This is a genomic window from Sorangium sp. KYC3313 (assembly GCF_052075895.1).
GTDB lineage: Bacteria > Myxococcota_A > Polyangia > Polyangiales > Polyangiaceae > Sorangium > Sorangium cellulosum_B.
Genome location: NZ_CP197255.1, coordinates 2,006,204 through 2,031,732, shown reverse-complemented (window position 1 = coordinate 2,031,732; position 25,529 = coordinate 2,006,204). Strand labels below are relative to the sequence as shown.

Sequence of the window (25,529 nt, the reverse complement as noted above, 5' to 3'; positions counted from 1 at the left end):
CGCCCCGGCGGCGGGCGAGGCGCTCCCGCGGCCCTCGATCCGCGCGCGGGCGCCTCGCCGGGCGGGCTCCACGCCAACGACCGGCGAAAGGCGCTATGGTGCGCCGCCATGGTCTCCCGGAAGCTGCCCCCCAGCGAGTGCCGCAAGATCGTAGAGCCGCAGAGCTTCCGCTTCTCCACGACGGAGGAGGTCGCGCCGCTCTCGGCGGGCATCGGCTCGCAGGAGCGCGCCCTCGCCGCGCTCGCCTTCGGCCTCGACATCCGCCAGCCCCGCTTCCACGTCGTCGTCGTCGGCGCGCCCGGCACGGGTCGCACGTTCTGCGCGCGCGCCGTCGCGAAGCGCATCGCGGCGAGCCGCCCCACGCCCGACGACATCCTCCTCCTGCCGAACCCGCACCGCCCGAGCGAGCCGACGGTCCTGTCGCTGCCGCCGGGCGAGGGGCGCCCCTTCGTCGAGGCGATGGAGGAGCTCCACGAGAAGCTCGTCGACGCCCTGCGCGGCGCGACCGAGGGAGAGCGCTTCAAGCAGGCGCGCGGCAAGATCCAGCGCCGGGTGAACGCGGAGGAGCGGCGGCTCGAGGAGCAGCTCAAGTCCGCGGCGCGCGAGCTCGGCCTCGACCTCGTGCGCGGCGAGGACGAGGTGCAGATCACCTCGATCGAGGACGCCGCCAACGCGCCGGACGGCGAGGCCCTGCTCGCCATCGCCGGCTCCATCGAGGAGTTCGAGATGCGGCTCGCCACCGTGCAGGACGAGGCCGACGTCGAGCTGCGCGGCGTCGTGAAGCAGCTGCTCAGCGACGGGGTGAAGGCCTGCTTCCAGCCCGTGCGCGCGCGCTTCGAGGGGCGCAATGACATCAGCGCGTTCCTCGCGGACGTCGAGACGGTCGTGTCGAAGGAGTTCCGCCTGCTCGTCGACGAGGCGCGCGGCGAGGAGGGCGGCGCCACCCTCCCGCGCGGCGTGGTCGTCCCGACGCTCCTCACGCAGCACACGCCCGACTCCGGCGCCCCGGTCGTCGATGTCCCCTACCCCACGCTGACCGCCCTGTTCGGCCGCACCCATGCGCCGCCCGACTCCGGCTTCCCGCCGGAGCCCGGCTTCGCCGTCGCGGGCGCCCTCCACGAGGCGGCCGGCGGCTTCCTCATCCTGCCCGCGGGCGCGCTCCTCAAGAACGAGGCGCTCTACGAGCAGCTCAAGGCCTGCCTCCTCGCGGGCAAGTTCATCGTGCCGGAGCACAACCCGTCGTACTTCCGCGGCACCGCGGAGGAGCTGCTCTTCCCGCCGATCCCCATCGACGTGAAGGTCGTCCTCGTCACGAACCCGCAGCTCTACCAGGACCTGCACGACGCCGATCCGGAGTTCTCGCAGCTCTTCAAGGTGCAGGCGCGCTTCGAGACGACGATCTCGCTCGATCAGGCGCTCCTCACGTACCCCGCGTTCCTCGCCGGCTTCGCGCACGATCGCGGCCTCCCGCCGATCACGGCCGACGGCGTGACCGCGCTCCTCTTCCACGGCGGCCGCCTCGCGGAGAGCCAGACCAAGGTGAGCGCGCAGATCGGGCTCATCGCCGAGGTCGCGACCGAGGCCGGCTACCGGGCCCAGCGCCGCGGCCGCAAGGTGGTCGACGGCCCCGAGGTCAACGAGGCGCTCGAGGCGGCGCGGCGCCGCGGGAGCCATTTCCGCGACCACGTGCACGAGCTGCTCTCGGACGGGACGATCCGCATCGACGTGACCGGCCGGCGCGTCGGGCAGGTCAACGCCATCTCGGTCCTGTCCGACGGCCCGCAGACGTTCGGCCGCCCCTGCCGGGTGACGGCGGTCGTCTACCCGGGCCGCGAGGGCCCGGTGAACATCGCGCGCGAGGTCGAGATGTCCGGCCCGCTCCACAGCAAGGGCGTGCTCGTCCTCACGGGCTTCCTCGCGGCCCGGTTCGCCCAGCACCGCCCGCTCTCGTTCGGCGCCTCGCTCGTCTTCGAGCAGACCTACGAGCCCATCGAGGGCGACAGCGCCTCGTCGAGCGAGCTGTACGCGCTCCTGTCCGCGCTCTCCGGCGTCCCGATCCGGCAGGAGCTCGCCGTGACGGGCAGCATCGATCAGCAGGGGAGCATCCAGCCCGTGGGCGGCATCAACGAGAAGATCGAGGCCTTCTTCGATCTGTGCGCCGCCAAGGGCCTGACGGGCGAGCAGGGCGTGCTGATCCCGAGCGCGAACCGCGACGCGCTCATGCTGCGGGGCGACGTCGTGACGGCGATCGAGGCCGGCCGCTTCCACGTGTTCGAGGTGAGCTCCGTCGAGGAGGGCATCGAGATCATCACCGGCGTCCCCGCGGGCGTCGCCGACGCGGACGGAAGGTACCCGGAGGGGACCGTGTTCCACGCGGCGGACCAGCGGCTCGAGCGCTTCCACCAGGCGATCGCCGACACGCAGAAGGGCGCGGCGAGCGCGGATCCCCGAAGACTGCTCAGGGAGCGCTGAAGCTGAAGAAGAGGACCGATGGCAGCGAAGGGCACAGCCGAACCCGCGCCGATGGGCGCCGGAGCCCGCCGATGACGCGGCGGCTCATCCTGCTCGCGGCGGCCGGCGCCGCGGCGCCGCTGCTGGCGTGGGGCGCGCTCGCGCGGTGGCGTGATGCGTCGCTCTCGCTCGGCGCCGCCTGCGCGGCCGCCGCCGCGATCGCGCTGCTGGTCCTCCTCGGCGGCGTCGTCCGGCGGCGCTTCGCCGCGGGGCCCGGTCGATCCTGGCGCCAGGCGCCCGGGGCGCCTCGGCCCCCGCGGACTGGGCGGCCGGCCGCGCGCCCCGCGGAGCGCGCCTCGATGCCGCCGACCGAGCACGGCGATCCGCGGCTCGTCTACGCCTTCGCAGCCCAGGCCGTCGGCCAGTCGCTCGCCTGGGAGGGGAGCTACAAGGCGGCGGCCGCCTCGCTGCGCGACGTGCCTCGCGACTGGATACCTCCGCAGGTTCGGGCGCTCGTCATGAGCAACCTCGCCCAATGGCAGCTCTGCGCCGGCGACATCGAGTCCGCCCGGCAGCTCCTCCCGGACCTGGACGAGGAGCGCGCGCCGGCGTCGGTGCGGCCGCTCGTGCGGGGAGCGCGCGCCGCGGTGCTCGTGCGCACCGGCGACGTCGAGGGCGCGCTCTCCCTGATCGGCCTCCGCGACGGCGAGCGGGAAGAGCCGACCGAGGTGCGCCAGCGCTACCGCATCACCCGCGCGCACGCGCTCACCGCGCTCGGCGAGCCCGCCGCAGCGCGCGCGGAGCTCCGCCGGGTGGTCGATGACGTCGGCGTCGACGAGCTCTGCCGCTGGATTCCCGCGGGCGGGCCCGCCCGGGCCACGATGATCGAGCTCATCGACGAGGGCTGACGGATTCGCGCGTCTCCGACCTTCCGCGCCGCCCAGGCCTGGCTCCGCCGAGGAGCCAGCGTCGTGATGAGCTCCGCTCCTCGCCGCGCGCTCACGCCCTCCTCGACGCAGGTGCGCCGCCGTGAGGCCGCGACTCGCCAAGCGCGGATCTCGAGTCGCTCGAGTCAGGCGCAACTCGGATCGTCACGCCGCTTGTCAAGCGTCATTTCCCTGGTTTGTAGCGCGGGAAGGCCCCTCTGCCGGCGCCGGACGCTCGAAGCCCACAGAGCGCATCGTGTGCGCTTCCCCGGGGATTCCGGTTCGCGGTGGGGGAAGCAACGTTGCGAGCGCCTGGCGGCTGGTAGAAAAAGGATGCTGTACGCAAAGTGCATCGGGCCAGGTAGCCTTTTCGCGTCGACCGGGGGAGAACGCATGCCAACCTGTATGGGTGGCCAATGAGGGTGGAGGCGCCACGGGGGGTGATCGACGGGTGTTGCGCCGGTTCAACCAGCCCCACGCGCCCCATCCTGGCGACTCCCCTCGCTCACAGGAGCCCGCCCCGGAGGCTCCCGTGAACCGCCCAGCGGACACGCCATCCCATCGCATCCTCATCGTGGACGACAGCCCCACGTACCTGAACCAGGTCGCGGCGGCGATGCGCGACGAAGGCTACTTGCCGGTGCTCGCCCACTCGGGGGAGGAGGCGCTCGCGCGGCTCACGGTGGCGCGCGTCGACGGCATTCTGCTCGACATGGTGATGCCGGGTCTGTCGGGCCCGGCCACGTGCCTCCGCATCAAGGCGAACGCCTCGTGGCGGCCGATCCCGCTGCTGATGCTCACCGGCCGCGACGACCACAAGGCGATCCTCGACGCCCTCTCGGCCGGCGCCGACGATTTCGTGACGAAGACGGGCGAGCTCACGGTGCTGAAGGCGCGCCTGCGCGCCCAGCTGCGCAGGAAGCATTACGAGGACGAGAACCGCAGGATGCGCGAGCTCCTCCTGCGCCGGGAGATGGAGGCGGCGGAGGCGCGCGCCGACCGGCGCCTCAAGCAGAGCGAGGAGCGGTTCCGCCTCATCGTCGAGGGCGTCCAGGACTACGCCATCTTCATGCTCGACCCCGCGGGCCGCATCGCCAGCTGGAACCCGGGCGCCGAGCGCATCAACGGCTACCGCGCCGACGAGATCATCGGCTGCCACTGCTCGGTCCTCTTCCCGCCGGAGGACGTCGAGCTCGGCAGGCCCGCCGCGGAGCTCGAGTCCACCGTGGAGGCCGGCCGCTCGATCCAGGAGGGTTACCGCGTCCGCAAGGACGGCACCCGCTACTGGGCGAACGAGGTGATCAGCGTGCTCTTCGACGAGGCCGGGCAGCTGCGCGGCTTCGCGAAGGTCACCCGCGACGTGACGGAGCGCCGCCGCGTCCACGAGGCGCAGCGCATCCTCGTCTCCGCCGGGCAGATCCTCGGCGAGTCGCTCGATTTCGAGGAGACGCTGCGGCGCGTGGTCCGCGTCGCGCTCCCCGACTTCGCGTCGATCTGCGTGCTCCTGCTGCGGGACGAGTCCGGCGCGATCGATCGGCAGGTGACCGCCCACGCGGATCCGTCAATGGCGATGGCGACCGAGCTGCTCGGCAGGATCACGGCCGACTCTGCCGGGCGAGGGATCGGCAGGGTCCTGCGCACGGCGCAGCCGGAGCTCATCCCCAAGGTGACCGACTCCTTCGTCCGCGCGATCTCGTTCGATCAGGCGCACTACGAGGCGCTGCGCTCGCTCTCGCTCGCCTCGCACCTCACGGTCCCGCTGACGGCGCGCGGCCGCACGCTGGGCACGCTCTCGTTCGCCTCGACGCACCGGCGCTACGACGCCGTCGATCTCGACCTCGCGCAGGATCTCGCGCGGCGCGCGGCGCTGGCCGTCGACAACGCCCGGCTCTACCGGGAGGCGCAGCTCGCGGTGCGCGCGCGCGACGATTTCCTCACGATCGCCTCGCACGAGCTACGCACGCCCCTCACGCCCATGCAGCTGCAGGTCGACGGCCTCCTGCGCGCCGGCAAGCGCGGCGGCCTCACCGCCGAGCGCGCCACGCCGCGGCTCGAGATGATCAAGCGCCAGGTCGAGCGGCTCGCCCGGCTCATCACGAACCTGCTCGACATCTCGCGCATCTCCGCGGGCCGCCTGCAGATCGAGCTCGAGGACGTCGATCTCGCGGCCACGGTGAACGAGGCGCTGGAGCGGTTCCGCGAGGAGCTCTGCGCCGCCGGCTGCCCCGTCAACCTGTCGGCCCCCGCCTCGATCGTCGGCCGGTGGGATCGCCTCCGGCTCGATCAGATCGTCACGAACCTCCTCTCGAACGCCGTCAAATACGGCGCCGGCAAGCCCATCGACGTCGCGCTGGAGGACCTCGCGGACCGCGCCCGCCTGACGGTGCGGGATCGCGGCATCGGCATCGCCCCGGAGCAGCAGGCCCGCATCTTCGAGCGCTTCGAGCGCGCCGTCTCCAGCGAGAACTACAGCGGCTTCGGCATGGGGCTGTGGATCGTGCGGCAGATCGCCGACGCGCTCGGGGCGACGATCCAGGTCGACAGCCGGCCGGGCGAGGGGGCGACCTTCACCGTCGACCTGCCGAAGGAGCCCGCCTGACGCCTCCCACGCCGCGCGCCGCGCGCCGCGCGCCGCGCGGCTAGAGCGCCCGCCGCACCCGGCGGCGCTGCTCGATCATGTGCTGGGTGATCTGCTGCCTGCCCTCGGCGCGCTCCACCAGCGTCCACACGTTGTCGCCGCGCTCCCTGCCCGCGCAGTCGAGCAGCGCGTCGGCCGCCTGCTCGGCGGGGATGAGCCCGTCGTGCCGTCCCGGGAGCTCCACCACGGCGGCGCGCGTGCAGAGCCCGCCCATCGTGGCCAGCATCCGGCGCACGATCTCGCGGAAGATCGCCTCGTCGAACGCGCCGCGCTCGCCGGCGCCGAACAGGACGAGCTTGTCGAACGCCATGCGCGGCTTGCACGGGATCATGACGACCTCGCCGAGCTCGCCCGTGATCAGGCCCTGCCGCCTCAGCTCGGAGATCCGGCCGCCGAGCCGCCAGTCGCAGAGGCCGGCCACGCCGTGGGCCGGCCGCGCGTCGCTGAACGGGGCGCACGCGAGCACCTCCGAGTCGAGCTCGTCGAGGCTCTGCAGGTCGGGGGAGATGAACCGTAGCTCCACGTGGATCAGACGCTGATGGCGCCCTTGCGGAAGTCGCTCTTCGCGATCTTCACGTTGACGCAAGCGGGCCTGCCGCACCGGAACGCCTCGTCCAGCGCGGGCCCGAGCTCCTCGACGCGCTCCACGCAGGCCCCGAAGCCGCCGAGCGCCTCGACCACGCGGTCGTACCGGGTGAAGTCGAGCGACGTCGCCGGCGCGCGGCCCTCGCCGTAGAGCTCCACCTGCCCCCGGCGGATCTGCGTCCAGGCCGCGTCGTTCCCGATCACGCTCACGACGGGGATGCCCTGGCGCACCATCGCCTCGAACTCGAGCGCGTGGAAGCCGAACGATCCGTCGCCGTACACGAGGACCACGTTGGCCTCTGGCCGCGCCAGCTTGGCCGCCATCGCGTAGCCCGGCCCCACCCCGAGCGTCCCGAGCGGGCCGGGGTCCATCCAGAGCTGCGGCCACTCGAGCTTCAGCACGTTCGCCGCCGTGGCCACGAAGTCCCCTCCGTCGCCGATGACGATGTCGTCCTTGCCGAGGCGCCTGCCGATCTCCGCGCAGACGCGTAGCGGGTTCGGCGGGTCGCCGTCGCTCGCGATCTCCGCCAGCATCTTCGCGCGCGATCGCTCCTCGGCCTCGCGCACGGCCGAGAGCCACGCCGCGGCCGTCTTGTCGGGCACCTCCGCGAGCAGCTGCTCCAGCACGACGCCGCTGTCCCCGTCGATCCCGACGTCGACGCGGCGGTTCTTGCCGAGCTCGCTCCCGTCGAGATCGATCTGGACGACCTTGGCCGCCGGGCTGACGGCGCGGCCGTACTCGAGGCGGAAGTCGAAGGGGGTCCCGAGCACCACGCAGAGGTCGGTCTGCGAGAGCGCGAAGCGGCGCGAGCGGCTCATGAGCCCCGGGTGCGCGTGCGGCAGCGCGCCGCGGGCCATGCCGTTCAGGTAGAAGGGCGCCTTCACCGCGTCGGCGAAGCGGCGCAGCGCGTCGCGCCGCGGCGACCACCGGAGCTGGCTCCCGACGATGAACATGGGCCGCTCGGCGTCCCTCAGCAGGGCCGCGGCCCGCGCGACGGCGGCCGGGTCGCCCCCGGGGCGAGGCGGGGCCGCGGGCGCGGTGGCGGGCGCGTCGTCGCCGGCGTAGCTCATCAGCAGGTCGAGCGGCATCTCGAGGAAGACCGGGCCTGGCACGTTCGCCTGGGCGATGCGGAAGGCCGAGTCCACGTACTCCTGGATGCGATCGGTCGAGGGGACGGAGACGCTCCACTTCGAGATGGGGCGCATCAGCTCGACGTGGTTCATGTCCTGCAGCGAGCCCATGTCGGCGAGCGCGCGCGGACCGGCGCCCCCGAGGACGACCATCGGGACGCCCGCGCGCTGGGCGTTGGCGACCGCCGTCACCACGTCGGTCACGCCGGGCCCCGCGGTGACGGCGCACACCCCCGGCCTCCCGGTCACCCGCGCGTACCCGTCGGCGGCGTGTCCGGCGGTCTGCTCGTGTCGCACGTCGACCACCCGGATGCCGTCATCCAGGCACCCGTCGTAGATCGCCTGGATGTGCCCGCCGCACAGGGTGAAGAGGTGCGTCACCCCGTGTCTCGCGAGGGCCTTCGAGACGAGCCTGCCGCCATGCACCTGCGCCATGGGGCCGGCATATACCATGTGCGACCCAGCGTCCTGCCGGCGAGCGGTCGGTTCGCGCCGCCGCCCGTGCGCGAGCGCGCGCACCCCGGCCACGTCGCCGGCCCGGTCCGCTCGGCGCCCCCGAGCCGGCGCTCCGGGGACGAGCCCCGGGGCCACGCGTCGACAGCCGCATGACCCTCGCGCTGCGGCGGCGCGTCAGGTGTCGACTCCTCGAAACATCACCGGAGCTGGCGGGTCGTGTCCTCCTGAAACCCCCATTGTCCGGGGGGTAGGCAAGTGTTCTTCCTAACCTCCCGACCTCGTCTGAGCTCTCTCGGGATCAGAGCACCACCCGCTTGCTGGCGCGCGCGCCGCGTCCCTGACGGGTGAGCCACGCTATCGCCCGATCAGGTCGGCTATCCGACCGCCGAGAAGGATAACCCCCCTTCGCAAGGCTTTGCTGTAAAAATACAGCTTGGCTACAGCGCCGACTCCGACCTTGGATGCGAGGTCGTCACCCACCGCGGCGGCCGACGCCTTTGCGATCACAACCCCGACGCTGTTCTCTTCTATCCGGGCCACGAGATGATATAGTTGGAACCTTATTGCAGGTGCCAGCTCGACACCGCCACCTCTCTCGACCTCTCCCCGGTGCTCTTTCCCTGCAGCCGCCGGCCTCGGAGAGGGTCCGGTCCTCTGCCGGCGGGGCCATCGCGCCGCCGGCGGTCGCCTCCATCGTCGGCGCTCGCCGTAACCTGGCGGAAACATTTCGAAGGGGGCTGGGTAGGTGGCGCCCCCGAGCTTCTGTGAGGAACGTAACCGGTTCAGGGTCGTCGCGGCGAGGGAGGGCCGCGGCGACCGGGCAGCGGCTCCGGCCGATGGCGGCGCTGGCGCGGCTCGCCTGCCGCGCGGCGACGACACGCGATCTCCATGACGTGTGCTCGCCAACCCCTTTGCGGCGTACCGACCTCGACGGGCTGGAGGCGTGGAGCCGCTGCGGCGATCGGGGCAGCGTCAGGGGTGAACACGAGCCATCTTGTGCGACGCTCTCGTGGGCGTTGCCTTTACAACCTACGTCCCGAGCGGCGTCTACCACGTGTGCGGAGACTTCATCCGTCCGGGCATTCCCGACACCCGATCGCCATGTTGCTTTCACGGGTGTGCGCCGAGACCCTCTCCGTCCATGGTGCATCATTTCATCAACGCGCGATCGGTCAGGGCATCACGCGCCCCTGTTGCAGCGCAAGGAGGGCCGAACTCTCGGCGATGTTGCGCGCGGTCCCGCGGGGCTCTCGCGTGCTGGCGCCTCCCCCTCTCGCAGCGTTCATTTCAAATATCCTGTGCTCACAGAACGTTACCCAATACACCAAAATCACGCGTGACTGCTTACATGAGCTGGCGAGCTTGTTGTTTTCTATTTCGGGAAGGCTCTGTATCGGTTATGCGGGATAAGAGGACGCGCAATCGCGCTTCGCTGGAGTAGCATCTTCCTATGTCGGAGCCCCCCAGTAGCAGTCAGTTGATCCGGATACCCATGGTGCTGGCGCTCGACTGCAGCCCCCATTTCCTGGCTCGTTGCCGGAGGGTTGCAGCGCGGGCTCGTTTCCTCGTCCGCTCCTGCGATGCGGGCTCGGCGTGGGGGGTGGCTGTCCGCCTCCGCCCGCTGGCCATCGTCTTGCCGAGCCACTTGCACGATCGTGCGCCGAAGACCTTCGAGTTGCTCGCGGAGGACGCGGGGGCACGCCTCGTCGTCGTGGAGTCCGAGCAGCTGCCCGCGGGCGAGCTGGAGGGCCACATCACGTACGCGATCGGCGAAGCGAGCCGCGCGCGAGGCGCTTAGAGCGGGGGTGCAGGTGCGTGCGCTGCGGGCTCGGCCGCCGGGCAGGCGCGGTTTGTCGCCAGCGAGCCCGCCGCCGGGCGCCCCGGCCGCGGGCCTCAGTCGACGCGGACGCCCGCGGTGAAGTGGAAGCCCCATGTGTGGTCGAGCGGCGGGCCGAGCTCCTCGTCGAAGGGCAGCAGCAGGCCCGTTCGGAGGAACGCGAGGTTGCGCTCGATCGCGAGGAAAGGCTCGATGGCCAGGACGTAGAGATTGCGGGCGACGGCGTGCCGGATGCTCACGTTGTCGAACGTGGGCAGCGCCATCCCTTGCACGCGCACGCCGCCGCCGATCCCGTGGCCGATCTGGAGCTCGGCGGCGTGCTGGATCGCGACCTCGTACTCCTTGTTGCGGCCGAGCGGGATGTAGAGCACCGGCTCGAGCTGGAAGCGCCCGATCACCAGGGAGCCGACGTGGGCCTCGGCGCCGAGGCGCGCGTGGATGGGGAGGATGCTCGGGAAGTACTCGTGGAGATCCCAGTACGCCCGGCTGGCGCTGACGGGCTCGTAGCTGGCGTGGTGGTGGGTCTGGCCCGAGAGCGTCGCCAGCCCGACGTCGCCGCCTACCGTGAGCCAGAGCGTCCGGCCGACGTGGGCGACGTGATGGGCGCCGAGCGTCACGTTGCCGAGCACGGCGTCGGTGCGCTCGGCGATCGCGAGCCCGAACGGGAGTCGGACATCGAGGAACGTGTGCTGGGCGAACGGCATGCGGGCGAAGAGGGCGACGGAGAGCCCGGAGACCGCGCTGTCGCCGCCGGTGAACGAGGAGGTCTCCAGGCCGATCGCGCCACGCTGGCTCCGCGGGACGGTCCCCTCGTCGATTGTCCTGCTGCCCGACACGCGCGCGGGCGGCGGCCCGAGCTCGATGTCCGAGAGGGACAGCGCCCAGGGCGCCGGTGTGCTGCCGTTGCGGCCCGCCTCCGCCCCGCCCGGCTTCCGGTCAGGCGGCGCCGAGTCCGGGGGCGGCCCGGCGGCTCCCGGCGCGGTTTGCGCCTCTTGCGGCGCGACCGGCGAGGCGTCTGGCCGCGGTGCGCCCGCTTCGGGCGCGCCGAGCGCCGGCGGCTGCGGCGGCTGCGGCGGCCCGCCGGGCAACGGCGTCGCGGGCGCCTGCGGGGTGCCTGAGGCCGGGGGCTGCGGTGTGCCGGGTGCCGATGTCGCGGGCAGCTGCGGCGTGCCCGGCGCCGGCGTCGCGGGCGACGGCGGCGTCGCGGGCAGCTGCGGCGTGCCCGGCGCCGGCGTCGCGGGCGGCTGCCGTGCACCAGGTGCCGGAGGCGTTCCCGCCGGCGCGGAGGGCGCAGGGCTAGCTGTCGGGCGAGGCGTCGCGGGCTGCGCAGCGGAGGGCGCGACCGCGAGGGTCGCCGCCAGCCAGGAAAGCGAGGACAAGACCAGGATTCGACGTGGCATCGTGTCTCCTTGGAGCGCGCATCCTATCGCCTCGGCGGGCGCGCGCGGTCGGCTCCGGCGAGCGCTGGAGACGCCTCCGGCGGCGCGACCGCCGTCCCGCAGCGCCAGCGCCACCCCGCAGCGACACGGGCGCGGGGCGACCCGGAGGCAGAGGGGAGCGCCGCGCGGCCCCCGCCGCGGAGCCGCGGCGCGGGGCCGGGCCCTCCCCGCGCGCCGCTACAGCAGCGCGGCGAGGGCGGCCGCGAGGCGCTCGTACTGCGGCCTGTCGTTGTAGATCTGGGCCGAGATCCGGAGGTGCCGCCGGGGCGACGCGGGCCAGGCGAACACCGGCGCCTCGATCCCCCACCGCTCGAGCAGCGCGTCCTGGAGCGGATCGAGGCGCAGCCCGGACGACGGCGCGTCGGGGAGCGGCACCGTCGCGAGCGCGCCGATCATCGCGTCGGGGCTCGGCGGCATGCAGCCGAGCGCCTCGCACAGGAGGTCGCGCGCGGCGAGCGCCGTCGCCCGGTTGTGCGCCTGGAGCGCGGGCCAGCCGCCGGGCACGAGCGCGCCCATGGCGCGGAGCGCGTCCGCGACGCAGAGCGCCGCGCTGGGGTCGGCCGTGCCGGTCCAGTCGAACTCGAGCAGGAAGCGCGACCTGTCGGTGCGCGGCGAGGTGGCGCCGTGGCTGATGGAGAGAGGGCGGACCGCGCCCTGCTTGTCCCGCCGCACGTGGAGGAACGCCGCGCCCTTCGGCGAACAGAGCCATTTGTGGCAGTTGCCGGTGTAATAGGCCGCCCCGAGGGCGCGGAGATCGAGCGGCACCATGCCGGGCGCGTGCGCGCCGTCGACCAGGACGTCGACGCCGCGCTCCGCGAGCGCGGCGATCAGCGAGGCGACCGGGAACACGAGCCCCGTCGGGCTCGTCACGTGGTCGACGAGGACGAGCCGCGTCCGCGGCCCCACGCGCGCGAGCACCGCCTCGACCACCTGCTCGGGCGCCTCGATGGGGAACGGCACCGGCGCGACCACGACGCGCGCACCAGCGCGGGCCGCGGCCGCCTCGGCCGCGTTGTTGCAGGCGTTGTACCCGTGATCGGTGATGCAGAGCTCGTCGTCGGGTCGCAGCGAGAGCGACCGCAACACCGTGTTGACCCCGACGGTCGCGTTGGGGACGAACACGAGGTCGTCGAGATCGGCGCCGACGAAGGAGGCGAGCGCGCCTCGGGCTGCGTCGAGCAGCGGCCCGAGCTCGCGAAGGAAGAACCGGACCGGCTCGCGCTCGAGCTGCTCGCGGTAGCGCTGCTGCGCCTCGAGCACCGCGCGCGGGCAGGCGCCGTACGAGCCGTGGTTCAGGAAGGTGACGGCCGGGTCGAGCGACCAGAGCCCGCGCACGGCGGCGGCGCGCGACTCCGGGAAGGCGTTCGGGTTCATGGCGAGGAGCGGGCCCCGGGGAGGCGACGTGCCGGAGGGCCCGGAACAATGTCGCGCGGGCCCCGACCCCTGTCGAGGGCCACGCGAGGAGCAGCTCCCGATCCATGATGGATCGTATCGTCAATGTTGAATCATGGATCAACCATGACGAGGATCCGCCGGTCGTGCAGAGCCGGTCAACCCGTCCATGATGGACATCGCGTTTGGTCGTCTCATGACGGACATCGCATCTGCCCGCTCATGATGGACACCGCACCTGCCATCCCACGATGGACATCCCATCTTCGGTCCCATGAAGGACACCGCACCTGCCCTCTCATGAAGGACGCCGCGCCGGGTCAGCGGCCCGACCAGACCGGGGAGGCGCTGTTCATCTCGAGCGCATCCATGCGCCGCGCCGCGGGCGAGGGCGGAGCCGCCGCGGCCGCGCGCGCGGTCTTCCGCGCGCTCGCTACCGCCGAGGCCGCCTGGACGGTGCGCTCCTTCTCCCTGTCCGACCGGGCGCGCGCCGCCTGCTGCCGGAGCCGGTCCTCCGCCGCCGCGAGCTTCGCCTCGGCCGCGCCGAAGTTGCCCGCGCTCACCTCCTGGGCCGCGTCGAGCTGCATCATGCCCGCCTCCATCACCGCGGCGATCGTCTGGGTCCTGTCGCTCTGGTGCGCGGCGACGAGGGCCGGATCGCTCGTCACGTCGTAGCGGGCGACCACCTCCTGCACGCGCGGGAGGTTGCCGCTCGCGGCGTCGCGGAAGTGGAGCCGCACGCTCGCCAGCGGGTGGGAGCCGGCCGCCGGCGCGGTGACCCGCGCCCGCACGAGCATCTCGCGGTGCTGCCCGCCGAACATCGTGCCGAGCAGCACCCGGAGCGCGTCCCCGGAGCGCTCCGTGCGCTCGTTGGGGACGTCGAGCAGCTCCACGCCCGGCGCCGGGACGATCTCGACGAACGCGCCCGTCGCCGCCGTCGTCTGGAGCAGGGCGAGCTCGCGCTCGAGGACGGAGGACATCTCCCGCGCCTCGGTGAGGTGGTGCAGCCGGCCGCTGGAGCCGATGGCGAGCGCGTTGAGCGTGCGCTCGTCGTAGTCGGCCCCCACCCCGATCGACGTGATCTGCACCCCGTGCGCGGCGCCGCGCTGGGCGAGCGCTCCGAGGATGTCGGGAGAGGAAGGCCCGATGTTCGCCTGGCCGTCCGAGATGAGCACCACGCGCCGGACGGCGTGCGTCGGCGGCGCCGCGAGCGCGTGCTGCTCCGCGAGCTGGAGGCCGGCGAAGAGGTTGGTGTTGCCGTCGGGGCCGAGCGCGGCGATGGCGCGCGCCACCGCGGGCCGCGTCGACCGGCCCAGCACCGTCGGCGAGACGCGCGCCTGCGCGGCGTCGGCGAACGACGCGACCGAGACGAGGTCGCCGTCGGGGAGCCCGTCGACGAACGCCTGCGCCGCCGCGCGCGCGTTCTCCATCTTGGGGCCCTGCATCGAGCCGGAGGCGTCCACGAGCAGCACGACCGCCGCCGGCGCGCGCGGCTGCCCGCGGGCCGCGCGCGCCGCCGGGACATCGATCCACACGCCGAGCTGCGTCTCGCGCGTCCCCGGCAGCGCGAAGGCGCTCGCGCCCGCGGCGCCGATCCAGACGCCCTGGTTCCCCGCGGGCGCCGGCTCCGGCCGGGACGACGGCGCCTCGGCCGCCGCCGCGGAGGGCCCGGCCGGCTCCGCCGGGGCCGCGGCCACGGCGACCGGCTTCGCCGCCTCCCCTGGCGCCGCCGCGCCCGGCGCGGCCGCCACCGCCGCGGCGCTCGTGCCCGGAGGCACCGCCGCGCTGGCCGTGCAGCCCAGCGCCGCCCATCCCATCAGCAATCCAGCGAGCATCGTCCGCATCGAGAAGCTCCTTCCGCCGCAAGCCATGGCGCGGCCCACGGGGGGACCGCGTCCCTCCGCCGCGATCTCCCCGGCTCCGCAGCGCGCGGCTTCTACGGACCGGGCCGAAAAAAGATCTCCGGGAGAGCCGGAGTCGGCGCCACCGCCGCCGGCCCTCGCACCGGCGAAGGGCCGCCGCTCCGCGCCCGGAGCCCCCTCCGAGCACACATCCATGGGTCGTCCCTGCCTGACTCCAGGGCCCATCTCGAGATCTCGCGAGATCCGCGACTCCTGACGTCCCTCTGTCGGCGGTTCAGGTCTTGCTCACTCACGACCGTCGACGGGCGATCGCCGGCGCGCGGCGCCCGGACACGATGCGCCGCACGGAGCGGCGATGCCGGAGGAGGTCGATCCAATGCAGCTCGCGCGAAGCCAATCTCCAGCTCTTCTCGCCGCGTTCGCGGCGGTCTTCCTCGCTGTCGGGAGCCTCCTTGCTTTGCCGGGCTACACGCTCACCGGCACGGGCGTCCGCGTGAGGACCATCGGCGTGCTCCACGTCGATGTCTATCGGATCAGCCATTACATGGAGCAGCTCCCTGCCACCCGGTCCAAGGACGCCGTCATCGACATGGACACGGGGAAGAAGTTCGTCTGGACGATGCTCCGCGACGTCGACCGCGCGAGCATCGTCAAGGCGCTGCGGGACGCCTATGCGTTGAACCGATACACGGACACACCGAAGATCGAGAGGTTCGTGGCGGCGTTCGCGGGAGACCTCAAGGCGGGAGCGGAGGTCACCATCGCGTACGACCCGCGCGCGAAGGCGACCACCGTCACGGTCGCCGGCGGCGGGACGGCGACCGTGGCAGGCGTCGATTTCATGAAGGCCACCTGGCGGATCTGGCTGGGCAAGATCGATCAGCCCACGCTGAGCGACGAGCTCATCGCCCGGCTCCGCTGAGGCAGGCGAGCCGCTGTCAGTCCGACGGCTTGTCGCGCACCACGAGCACCGACCGGTTCGTGTGGTTCACGACCTTCGCTGCCGTCGTGCCGAGCACCTTGTCGATGCCCGAGTAGCCGTGCGACCCGATGACGATGAGATCCGCGTTCTCCTCGTCGGCCGTCCGGCAGATGACCTCCCAGGCGACGCCGACGTGGATCACGACCTTCGCGAGGAGCTCGGGCGGCACGTCGCGCGCGAGCTCCAAGAGCTCCTCGCGGTCGCTCCGCTCCAGGATCTCGGGGACGCGGGTCGGCGACTCGTTCAACGCCTCCGCGGGCAGGCTGTGGTGCAGCCCGATCCCGCGCACGAGCACGAGCTTGCCGCCGAGCTTCTGCGCGAGATCGACGCCCTCCGCGAGGACGAGCGATGCCTTGGGGGAGCTGTCCAGTGCAACGAGGATGGTCCGGGGGTGCTTGAGACTCATGGCGTCCGCCTTTCGTGCGGTGACGTACCGCACCTTCTTTAGCCGACCTGGCGCCGGGCGCGCAGCGCATCGCTCGGCGGAGCGGCGGCGCCCCGCGCCTCCGCGCCGGCCCGGCCGCCCGCGCCGACCGCCGCGGACGGTGCGTCCAGCGTCGATCAGGCGCGGATCGTCACGCCATGGCCCCGGTCGTCCGTGAGGATCTCGAACGCCGCGCGCCGCGCCGTCGTCAGGGTCTCGATCCCGACCTCGCGGCCCAGGCTCTTCCGCCGCAGGGTGACGGTGCAGGCCCCGATCTTGGTGTTCAGGCAATGCTTCACGCCGCCAGGAGGGTTCCTGTAGGCCAGGCCCACGAAATCGCCGGCCGACGCGGAGATCTGCCCCTCGACGCTCAGCCGATCGGTCTCCGTCCGGAAACGCCAGGTGAAGTAGTCGAACGAGGCGTCGGCGCGGACCGACTGGACGAGCGAGCTGAGCGCGATCTCCTCGCCGCGGTGCCGGAGGACCAGCGGCGTCATGTTCGGCGTCCAGAACGGCCCGACCTTCAGCCGGGCCGTGGCGACCTCGAGGAAGCTGTCCGGGTGGCTGTCGAACCCGGCGACCTGCCCCCAGGCGTACAGGTCCGTGTGCTTCGTCCCCCAGTTGTGGTTCTGGCTGCCCACCCACCCCGAGACGTCGACCCCGCGCCCGGCGACGCGGAGGAGGCCGCTGTAGACGGCCATCGGCGCGCCGACCAGCGCCTTCGCCTTCGGCAGCGGGGCGCCGTAGAGGGCCTCCGGGAGCAGCAGGAGGGGCTCCCCGCCGCCCTCGTAGGCGAGGTCCCAGGTGATGGCGTCCTCCCCCTCGCCCGCCGCGCCGGTGAGCCTGCCGAGGCTCAGCCGGGCGCCGTCGATGGCGACCGCCAGGCTGTCGCGGGCGAACGAGCAGCGCCCGACGAACGGGACCTCGCGCTTGGCGACCACGTGGCGCCCCGACTCGCCGTCGAAGTAGACCGCCCAGAGCTCACCCTCCGCGGCCTCGGGCCGCCCGGCCGGGCTGAACAGCGTGTACCGGATCCAGAAGGCGAGCGGCCGCGTCGGGTGGTTCGCGCGCTGGAAGAAGCTCTCGTAGAAGCCGCCCCGCTGCCCCGGCCGGTAACGCGCGTGGTTCGCCCGCTCCCGGATCGTCCTCACCTTCGCGACCACCATCGAGCCCCCCGCTCCTCCAGCCTAGTGCGCCCGCTTCGACCCGCCGCTGAGAAGATCGCCGATGACCCGCTCCAGATCGTCGAGCGAGATCGGCTTCGCGATCTTCGGGTTGTCCACCCGCTCCACGAACTCCCGCGCGCTCGGCGTGAAGGCCCCGCCGGACATGAAGGCCATCTTCGGCAAGAGCTGCGGGAACCGCTCGCCGATCTCGTCGTACAGGGCCATCCCGCTCATCTGCGGCATCAGCAGATCGCAGACGATCGCGTCGATCCGGCCGCCGCGGTCCCGCAGGAGGTCGAGCGCCTCGTGGCCGCTCTTCGCCACGAGCACCTCGTGCCGCTCCTCGAACGCGCGCGCGAAGGCGTTGAGCAGCATCGGCTCGTCGTCGATGAACAGGATCGTCCCGCGCGACGACGCGCGCGGCGGCTCCGGCGGCGGCCGCGGCGCGGGCAGATCCGTGGGGTTGAGGCCGGTCAGGCGGATCGTGAAGACGGTCCCGACGCCGGGCGTGCTCGACACCGTCATCGTGCCGTGCTGCTCCTCGACGATGTTGCGCGACACCCAGAGCCCGATGCCCGGGCGCGCGCTCTCTTCCTTCGTCGTGAAGAACGGGTCGAAGATCCGCTCGACGACCTCCGGGGCCATCCCGCGCGCGTTGTCCTCCACCTCGACGTGGTGGACGCCGGCGTCGAAGCGCGTCGTCACGCGCACCATGTTCTCGTCGCGGGAGCGGTTCGGCATCGCCTGCGCCGCGTTGATGAACAGGTTCACGAACACCTGCGAGAGCTTGCCCGGATAGCCGACGAACGGCGGCATCTCGCCGTAGCTGCGCTCGATGCGGCAGAGCTGGCTGAGCTGCGGGCCCGTCATGCGCAGCGCGAGCTCGATCACGTCGACGAGATCGACCCGCTCGGGCTTGCGCTCGCTGCTGCTCGAGAAGAGGTTGAGGTCCGTCACGATGTCCCGCATCCGCTCGACGCCGGCGAGCGCCTCGTGGCACGAGCGATCGATGAGGTCGATGGCGCGCAGCAGATCCTCGTACGAGCCCGAGGCGACCGGGCGCGCCGCCGAGACGAGCTTGTGCGCCCCGCTCCGGATCTGCTCGAGGTTCGCCATCACCCACGCCATGGGGTTGTTGAGCTCGTGCGCGACGCTCGCCGCGACCTGGCCGATCGAGGAGAGCTTCTCGCTGTGGAGGATCTGCGCGCGGCGCGCGACCTCCTCGGTGACGTCGCGCATGAGCGCGAGCGAGGCGTCCTCGCCGTAGAGCCGCGTGATCCGGACCGTCATCACCTTGGTCAGGCCGGCGCGCGTCCCGCAGCGGATGGTGGCCTCCCGCGGCGCCTCGGCCCGCGACGCGGACAGCACGAGCGTGCGCAGGGCCGGCACGTCCGCCGCGACCGCGAGCGCGGTGATCGGCCGGCCGATCCACGCCTGCCGCGAGTGCCCGAAGAGCGCCTCGAACCGCACGTTCAGCCGCGTCAGCATGCCCTCCTGGTCGATCGTCGCGAGGACGTCGGACGAGAGCTCGACGATCTCTCGGTAGCGCTCCTCGGAGGCGAACAGCGAGCGCTGGGCGTACGCCTCGGCGAAGCGGTGCTCGAACTGGAGCAGCAGCGCGTCGACGGCGCGGAGCACGTCGATCGAGGACGAGCCGCCGGCCTCGGCGTCGTCGTGCGTCGTGTCGAGGACGCCCGCGACCGCGGTGCGGAACTCGGACGCGGCGATCAGCGGAGCGCTGATGGAGTACCCGGTCGCGTAGCGCTGCTCGACCAGGTGCGTGATGAACTCGTCGAGCAGCGTCTCGCTGCCGTCCTCGAGGATCCTGGTGAACGCGGCGAGCCAGGAGCGCACGTTCTCCGTGACCTCGCCCACGGGCCGATCGGTGTACCGGCCCCGCTCCGGCGGCAGCGCCAGCACGTTCTCGATCCAGTCGTCGATGAGCTCGTCCTTGTGCCGCTTGCAGAGGTCGAGCAGCCGCCGGCGCGCGAGCGCCATCGACGTCTCCGCGATGGTCGGCGGCGCGTGGACCTGCGAGCGCCGCTCGCCGTCCCCGACCTGCGAACGCCGCTCGCCGTCCCCCCCGCCGCGCGCGCCCCGCGAGTCCGGGACCTGCGAGCGCCGCTCGCCGTCCCCCCCGTTGTGCGCGCTCTTCGCTTCCGGAAGCTCACGCTTGGCTTCCTCGTCCGCTGCCATCGCTGTTACCTGCCGCGGAGGACCTCGCAGCCCATGAACGCACGGAGCGGCTCCGGCACGACCACCGTGCCGTCCGCCTGCTGGTACTGCTCGAGGATCGCGATGACCGTCCGCCCCACCGCGAGCGCCGAGCCGTTCATCGTGTGGACGAGCCGCGGCTTCGCCTTCGGCTCCGGCCGGTAGCGGATCTGGGCGCGGCGCGCCTGGAAGTCGCCGAAGTTCGAGCAGCTCGAGATCTCGCGGTACACCCCCTGGCCGGGCAGCCACACCTCGAGATCGTACGTCTTCTGCGAGCCGAAGCCGAGATCGCCGGTGCAGAGCGCCGACACCCGGTAGTGCAGGCCGAGCCGCTTCAGGACCTCCTCCGCGTGCGAGGTGAGCAGCTCGTGCTGGCGGGCGGAGTCCTCCGGCGCCGAGAACCGCACGAGCTCGACCTTGTCGAACTGGTGCTGCCGGATGAGCCCGCGGACGTCGCGCCCGTGGCTGCCCGCCTCGCTGCGGAAGCACGGCGTGTAGGCCGCGTAGGCGATCGGGAGCGACGCGCCGTCCAGGATCTCGTCGGCGTGGAGGTTCGTGACCGGGACCTCGGCCGTCGGGATGAGGTACAGGTCGTACGCCCTGTCCGGGTCGCTCTTCTGCGTCTTGAACAGGTCCTCGGCGAACTTGGGCAGGTTGCCCGTGCCGAACAGCGCCGTGTCCTTGACGAGGAAGGGCGGCAGCACCTCGAGGTAGCCCTGCTCGCGCGTGTGCAGGTCGAGCATGAACGAGATGAGCGCCCGCTCGAGGCGGGCGGCGGCGCCCATCAGCACGGTGAAGCGCGCCCCCGAGAGCTTCGCCGCGCGCTCGAAGTCGAGGAGGCCGAGGGCCGTGCCGATGTCCCAGTGCGACTTCGGCGCGAACGAGAAGCTCGGCTTCTCGCCCCACGCCCGGACGACCACGTTGCCCTCCTCCCCCGCGCCCACGGGCACCGACGGGTCCGGCAGGTTGGGCACGACGGAGAGCAGCTCGGTCATCCGCTTCTCGAGCTCGGAGACGACCTGCTCGGCCTCCTTGATCCGCGTCGACAGGGCCTTCAGCTCGTCGCGCTTCTGCGCGAACTCGGGCGATTTCTTGTCGAGGCGCGCCATCGCGTCGTTCGCCGCGTTGCGCTCCGCCTGCCACCGCTCGAGCTCCTGGATGTTGGACCGCCTCGCGCTCACCGTGGAGGCGAAGTCGTCTCCGAGGCTGGCGGCGGCGGCGGGCGAGCGGAGGGCGAGCGCCGCGCGCACCTCATCGAGGTGCTCCGCGACGTAGCGAGGATCGAGCATACCCCAGGGTTTAGCCGAAGCCCGCACGCGCGTCAGCAGCCGCGACGCGCCGCTCCCGGGATGGGCCCCCTCCCGCGCTCCCCGCCAGACGCTCGGCGGGGAGCGGCGCGCAGGGTGGCGCTAGGCGCTGGCGCCCAGGCTGCGCAGCACGAACTGGAGGATGCCGCCGTGCTGGTAGTAGTCGACCTCGTTCGGCGTATCGATGCGCGCGGTGACGGTGAAGGTCTTCTTCGCCCCGCCTTCCCCGGTCACGACGACGTTGAGCTTCTTGCCCGGCGTGAGGTCCTCCGAGATGCCGCCGATCTCGAACACCTCGCGCCCCGTGAGGCCGAGGGTGGACGCGTCCTCGCCCGGCGCGAACTCGAGCGGGAGCACGCCCATGCCGACCAGGTTCGACCGGTGGATGCGCTCGAAGCTCTTCGCGATGACCGCGCGCACGCCGAGCAGCTTGGTCCCCTTGGCCGCCCAGTCGCGCGACGACCCGGTGCCGTACTCGGCGCCGGCGATCACGAGCAGCGGCACGCCCTCGGCCTTGTACTGCATGGCCGCGTCGTAGATCGTGGTCTTCTCGCCGTCGGGCAGGTGCACCGTGATCCCGCCTTCCTCGCCGGGGCGAAGGGCGTTCTTGAGGCGGATGTTCGCGAACGTGCCGCGCATCATCACCTCGTGGTTGCCGCGGCGGGCGCCGTACGAGTTGAAGTCGACGGGCGCGACGCCGTGCTCGACCAGGTACTTCGCGGCGGGGCTGTTCTTGGCGATGTTGCCGGCCGGGGAGATGTGGTCGGTCGTCACCGAGTCGCCGAGCAGTGCGAGCACGCGCGCGGCCCGGATGTCGGTGAGCGGCGCCGGCTCCTTCGACAGCCCCTCGAAGAACGGCGGCCTGCGCACGTAGGTCGAGCCCTCGTCCCACACGAACGTCTGGCCGCCCGGGACCGAGAGCTTCTGCCACTCCTCGTCGCCCGCGAAGACGTTCTCGTACTGCACCTGGAACTGCTCGGGCCGCACGGCCGTCCGGATCGCCTCGCTGACCTCGGCCGAGCTCGGCCAGATGTCCTTGAGGTACACCGGCTCGCCGTTGCGATCCGTGCCGACCGGCTCCTTGAAGAGGTCGGCGTCGACGTCGCCGCGCAGCGCGTACGCGACGACGAGCGGCGGAGAGGCGAGGAAGTTCATCCGCACGTGCTGGTTGATGCGGCCCTCGAAGTTGCGGTTGCCCGAGAGGACGCTCGCCACGACGAGATCGTTGTTGCGGATCGTGTCGCCGATCACGTCCGGCAGCGGCCCGGAGTTGCCGATGCAGGTCGTGCAGCCGTAGCCGACCAGGTGGAAGCCGAGCGCCTCGAGGTACGGCAGGAGCCCCGCCTGGCGCAGGTAGTCGGTGACGACCTTCGACCCCGGGGCGAGCGACGTCTTCACCCACGGCTTCACCGTGAGCCCGCGCTCGACGGCCTTCTTCGCGAGCAGGCCCGCGCCCAGCATGACCGCCGGGTTCGACGTGTTGGTGCAGGACGTGATGGCGGCGATCACGACCGAGCCGTGGCGCAGCGTGTAGCGCGTGTCGCCCTCGGTGATCTCCGCCGGGCGCATCACCTTCTCGAGCGCGGGGACGCGCGCGGCGGCGTGGCCGGCCTCCTCCTCGAGGAACGCCTTGACCGCGGGCGCGTCGGCGGCGGCGAACTCCTTCTCGAGCATGCCCTGGAGCGAGGCGCGGAAGGCGCGCTTCGCGTCGCGCAGCGGGAGGCGGTCCTGCGGCCGCTTCGGGCCGGCGATCGACGGCACCACGTCGCCGAGGTCGAGCGAGAGGGTGTCGCTGAAGACGGGGTCCGGGGTGCTGTCCGTGCGGAACAGCCCCTGCTCCTTGTAGTAGGCCTCGACGAGCGCGACGAGCTGCGCGGGCCGGCCGGTGAAGCGCAGGTACGCGATCGTCTCGTCGTCGACGGGGAAGAAGCCGATCGTGGCGCCGTACTCGGGCGCCATGTTGGCGATCGTGGCGCGGTCCGGGAGCGAGAGCGCGCTCAGGCCGGGGCCGTAGAACTCCACGAATTTCCCGACCACCTTCTTCTGCCGCAGCATCTGCGTCACCGTGAGGACGAGATCGGTCGCGGTCGCGCCCTCGGGCAGGCTGCCGTGGAGCTTGAAGCCCACGACCTCGGGGATGAGCATCGAGAGCGGCTGGCCGAGCATCGCCGCCTCGGCCTCGATGCCGCCGACGCCCCAGCCGACGACCCCGAGCCCGTTGATCATCGTGGTGTGCGAGTCGGTGCCGACGAGCGTGTCCGGATAGACCAGCGAGCCCTGCCGCATGACGGCGCCCGCGAGGTACTCCAGGTTGATCTGGTGGCAGATGCCCTGGTCGGGCGGCACCACGCGGAAGTTCGTGAACGCCTGCGCTCCCCAGCGGAGGAACGCATAGCGCTCCACGTTGCGCTCGAACTCGAGCGCCGCGTTCACCTTCACGGCCGTCGAGGACGCAAACCGGTCGACCTGGACCGAGTGGTCGATCACGAGATCGACGGGCTGGAGCGGGTTGATCTTGAGCGAGTCGCCGCCGAGCTTCGCGAGCGCCTCGCGCATGGCGGCGAGATCGACCACGGCGGGCACGCCGGTGAAGTCCTGGAGCAGCACGCGCGCGGGGTGGAACGCGATCTCCTGCGAGGGGCGGGCCTTCGGGTCCCAGTTGAGGACGGCCTCCACGTGGTCCTTGCGCACGACGCGCCCGTCCTCGTGGCGGAGGAGGTTCTCCAGGAGGATGCGGAGCGAGAAGGGGAGCTTGTCGATCGACGCGCCGCCTTGCGCCAGCGAGGTGAGCTTGTAGTAGGTGTATGTTTCGGCTTGAACCGTCAGCGTGCTCTTGGTGCCAAAGCTGTCGACCATGCGGCCTCCTCCAACGTCCGGAGCGCCCTTGTAGGCGCCCCGAAGCCGCTAATCTAGTCCTATGTGCGCGCGCTTCACCCTCGCCGTGCCGGACTTTGCGACCCTCCTGGCAATGCTCGAGCCGTCCTCGGGCGCGGGCCGCACGGCTCGGTCGATTGCCGCTGATCCAGAGATGGCGGCGAGGTTTCGGCCTCGTTTCAACATCGCACCTGCGACCGTCCACCCGGTGCTGCGCGCGCGGGACGGCCGGCGCGCGCTGGTGGCGGCGACCTGGGGCTTCGTGGCGCGTTTCGCCAGGGGCGGCGCCGGGCCTTCGCTCCTGGCCAACGCGCGCGCCGAGAGCGCGCGGGCGAAGCCGACGTTCCGCGAGGCGTTCGCGGCGCGCCGCTGCGTGGTGCCGGCGGACGGCTTCTACGAGTGGACCGGGCCCAAGGGCGCGCGGCGGCCCACCTGGTTCCACCCTGCCGAGGGCGGGCTGCTCCGCCTGGCGGGGCTGTACCAGCCGGCGAAGGACCCCGGCACGGGCGAGCCCGACGTCCGGTTCACGATCCTGACCACCGAGGCGAACGCCGACGTCGCGCCGATCCACGACCGCATGCCGGTCCTGCTGGGCCCCGGGGACGTGGACCTCTGGCTCGGCCTCGACGAAGGCGCGGACGCGGATCGGGCCGAGGCGCTGCTCCGGCCGGCGCCTCGCGGCGCCCTCGCGGCCCGCGCCGTCTCGCCGCGCGTCAACTCGGTCGCGCACGACGACCCCGCCCTGCTGCAGGAGCTCGCGGCGGAGGCCGCTGCTCCGAGGGCCGCTGCCCCGAAGGCCGGCGGCACGCTTCCGCTGTTCGATCTCGACGGCGGCGCGAGGCCCGCCGTCCCCTCCGGCCGGACCTCGCGCCGCTGATCGGCCGCAACGTACGTCGATGTGCGCTGGTTAACTTGCGACGCTCAGCGCGCGGAGGCGCTGCTCGTGCGACCGCCCTTGCGGCCTGTGCGGCTGGTCTTCGCCGGTCGGCTCGCCTTGCGCGCGGGCGCGGCTCGCCCGGTCTTCGCGGGCGCCGTCGCCGCTGTCTTCTTCCGTCCGGTCGCGGTGGTGCGGCGCCCCTTCTGCGCGCCCCGCGCCGGCTCGGCGCGCTGCGTCGACGCGCGCTTCGCGGGTGGACGCTTGGCCGCCGCCTTGCGCGCCGACGGCTTCGCCGCGCGCGCGCGGCGGCCGGTGGCGGCGGGCATGCTCTTCGCGACGTTCCGAGCGAGGAGCGCCTCCACGTCGCTCTTGCGCACCTGGCCGAAGCGCGCCTCCAGGCGGCTGCCGAGCTCCTCGAGGCGCGCGGCGCCCATGGCGCTCTCGACCTGGGGGAAGAGCTGCTTCTCCTCCTCCTCGACGTGGTGCTGCACGAGCTCCTTCAGCACGCCGAGCCTGGCGTGAAAGGTTTCGTCACCCGGCTCGGTGCTGAGCAATTTCTGCAACATGATGTCGACGAGCGCGTGCTCCTCGTACGAGGTCGCGATCAGGGGGGAGGCGCCGAGCGCCTCCCGGCTCTCGGGGTAGAAGAGCTCCTCCTCGATGGCCGTGTGGCTCACGAGGGTCGCCACGAGCTCGTCGCGGAGCGCGCTGATCTCGTCGCTGCCAGCCTGCGACATGCGCTCGAAGAGCTCTTCGACTTCCTGGTGCTGCTCCTTCAATAGGTCGGTCGCCTTCATGCGGGGACTCCTCTCACGGAAAGATGAAGCGCCGTCGAGGCGCTTGGCCTGTGCGGTCTGCGGGTCTGCGCGAAGCATGCCAGGCGAGAGAAGCGCGCGAAGCGAGCGCACGACGCGCACGCGCGGGCGCGGGCGTACGTCGATCGGCCAACCGCGCGGGGGCCTCGCGGC

The 25,529-nt window shown here is 72.4% G+C and carries 17 protein-coding genes; 6 read left to right on the top strand and 11 right to left on the bottom strand.

What is annotated here, in order from left to right; all coding sequences use genetic code 11:
• Nucleotides 1–108: 108 nt before the first annotated feature.
• The 3 genes from ACSRUE_RS07925 to ACSRUE_RS07915 all read left to right on the top strand — a co-directional run bounded on the left by ACSRUE_RS07925 (nucleotide 109) and on the right by ACSRUE_RS07915 (nucleotide 5,976).
• Complete coding sequence (locus ACSRUE_RS07925; protein ID WP_441290484.1) at nucleotides 109–2,472, top strand: AAA family ATPase; 2,364 nt, start codon at nucleotides 109–111, stop codon at nucleotides 2,470–2,472.
• A 71-nt stretch (nucleotides 2,473–2,543) separates the two neighbouring features.
• Complete coding sequence (locus ACSRUE_RS07920; protein ID WP_441290483.1) at nucleotides 2,544–3,359, top strand: hypothetical protein; 816 nt, start codon at nucleotides 2,544–2,546, stop codon at nucleotides 3,357–3,359.
• 550 nt (nucleotides 3,360–3,909) lie between these two features.
• The gene (locus ACSRUE_RS07915) at nucleotides 3,910–5,976 is read left to right on the top strand and encodes an ATP-binding protein (RefSeq protein ID WP_441290482.1); all 2,067 of its coding nucleotides are present in this window, start codon (nucleotides 3,910–3,912) and stop codon (nucleotides 5,974–5,976) included.
• Between the two features lie 40 nt (nucleotides 5,977–6,016).
• Here the strand turns inward: ACSRUE_RS07915 and ACSRUE_RS07910 are convergent, their stop codons facing one another.
• On the bottom strand, nucleotides 6,017–6,538 hold the full coding sequence (locus ACSRUE_RS07910) for a M17 family peptidase N-terminal domain-containing protein (RefSeq protein WP_441290481.1): 522 nt from the start codon (nucleotides 6,536–6,538) through the stop codon (nucleotides 6,017–6,019).
• 5 nt (nucleotides 6,539–6,543) lie between these two features.
• Nucleotides 6,544–8,166 carry a thiamine pyrophosphate-binding protein gene (locus ACSRUE_RS07905; protein ID WP_441290480.1) on the bottom strand — a complete coding sequence of 541 codons (1,623 nt, stop codon included), beginning with the start codon at nucleotides 8,164–8,166 and terminating at the stop codon, nucleotides 6,544–6,546.
• Nucleotides 8,167–9,787: 1,621 nt separating this feature from the next.
• Here ACSRUE_RS07905 and ACSRUE_RS07900 point away from each other — a divergent pair.
• Complete coding sequence (locus ACSRUE_RS07900) at nucleotides 9,788–9,985, top strand: hypothetical protein (RefSeq protein WP_437546818.1); 198 nt, start codon at nucleotides 9,788–9,790, stop codon at nucleotides 9,983–9,985.
• A gap of 95 nt (nucleotides 9,986–10,080) precedes the next feature.
• Here ACSRUE_RS07900 and ACSRUE_RS07895 read toward each other — a convergent pair whose 3' ends face one another.
• The 3 genes from ACSRUE_RS07895 to ACSRUE_RS07885 form a co-directional block, all read right to left on the bottom strand.
• Complete coding sequence (locus ACSRUE_RS07895) at nucleotides 10,081–11,403, bottom strand: hypothetical protein (RefSeq protein ID WP_441290479.1); 1,323 nt, start codon at nucleotides 11,401–11,403, stop codon at nucleotides 10,081–10,083.
• A gap of 237 nt (nucleotides 11,404–11,640) precedes the next feature.
• Nucleotides 11,641–12,837, bottom strand: coding sequence for an aminotransferase class V-fold PLP-dependent enzyme (locus tag ACSRUE_RS07890; protein WP_441290478.1), 1,197 nt, complete (start codon nucleotides 12,835–12,837; stop codon nucleotides 11,641–11,643).
• Nucleotides 12,838–13,175: 338 nt separating this feature from the next.
• Nucleotides 13,176–14,699, bottom strand: coding sequence for a vWA domain-containing protein (locus ACSRUE_RS07885; RefSeq protein WP_441290477.1), 1,524 nt, complete (start codon nucleotides 14,697–14,699; stop codon nucleotides 13,176–13,178).
• A gap of 394 nt (nucleotides 14,700–15,093) precedes the next feature.
• On the opposite strand from ACSRUE_RS07885, the gene ACSRUE_RS07880 reads away from it, so the two are divergent.
• On the top strand, nucleotides 15,094–15,639 hold the full coding sequence (locus ACSRUE_RS07880; protein ID WP_437763491.1) for a chalcone isomerase family protein: 546 nt from the start codon (nucleotides 15,094–15,096) through the stop codon (nucleotides 15,637–15,639).
• Between the two features lie 16 nt (nucleotides 15,640–15,655).
• On the opposite strand, the gene ACSRUE_RS07875 is transcribed toward ACSRUE_RS07880, so the two are convergent.
• The 5 genes from ACSRUE_RS07875 to acnA form a co-directional block, all read right to left on the bottom strand.
• Nucleotides 15,656–16,105 carry a universal stress protein gene (locus ACSRUE_RS07875; protein WP_441290476.1) on the bottom strand — a complete coding sequence of 150 codons (450 nt, stop codon included), beginning with the start codon at nucleotides 16,103–16,105 and terminating at the stop codon, nucleotides 15,656–15,658.
• A 155-nt stretch (nucleotides 16,106–16,260) separates the two neighbouring features.
• Nucleotides 16,261–17,289: a hypothetical protein gene (locus ACSRUE_RS07870; RefSeq protein WP_441290475.1), complete on the bottom strand. Its 1,029-nt coding sequence runs from the start codon at nucleotides 17,287–17,289 to the stop codon at nucleotides 16,261–16,263.
• A gap of 21 nt (nucleotides 17,290–17,310) precedes the next feature.
• Nucleotides 17,311–19,485, bottom strand: coding sequence for an ATP-binding protein (locus tag ACSRUE_RS07865; protein ID WP_441290474.1), 2,175 nt, complete (start codon nucleotides 19,483–19,485; stop codon nucleotides 17,311–17,313).
• A gap of 5 nt (nucleotides 19,486–19,490) precedes the next feature.
• Nucleotides 19,491–20,792 carry a serine--tRNA ligase gene (gene serS, locus ACSRUE_RS07860; RefSeq protein ID WP_441290473.1) on the bottom strand — a complete coding sequence of 434 codons (1,302 nt, stop codon included), beginning with the start codon at nucleotides 20,790–20,792 and terminating at the stop codon, nucleotides 19,491–19,493.
• A 120-nt stretch (nucleotides 20,793–20,912) separates the two neighbouring features.
• Nucleotides 20,913–23,666: an aconitate hydratase AcnA gene (gene acnA / locus ACSRUE_RS07855; RefSeq protein WP_441290472.1), complete on the bottom strand. Its 2,754-nt coding sequence runs from the start codon at nucleotides 23,664–23,666 to the stop codon at nucleotides 20,913–20,915.
• A 61-nt stretch (nucleotides 23,667–23,727) separates the two neighbouring features.
• Between acnA and ACSRUE_RS07850 the strand changes: the two genes are divergently transcribed.
• Nucleotides 23,728–24,561 carry an SOS response-associated peptidase gene (locus ACSRUE_RS07850; RefSeq protein WP_441290471.1) on the top strand — a complete coding sequence of 278 codons (834 nt, stop codon included), beginning with the start codon at nucleotides 23,728–23,730 and terminating at the stop codon, nucleotides 24,559–24,561.
• Between the two features lie 44 nt (nucleotides 24,562–24,605).
• On the opposite strand, the gene ACSRUE_RS07845 is transcribed toward ACSRUE_RS07850, so the two are convergent.
• A complete protein-coding gene (locus ACSRUE_RS07845) occupies nucleotides 24,606–25,358 on the bottom strand; it encodes a hemerythrin domain-containing protein (protein ID WP_441290470.1) in 753 nt (250 codons plus the stop codon).
• Nucleotides 25,359–25,529: the final 171 nt, after the last annotated feature.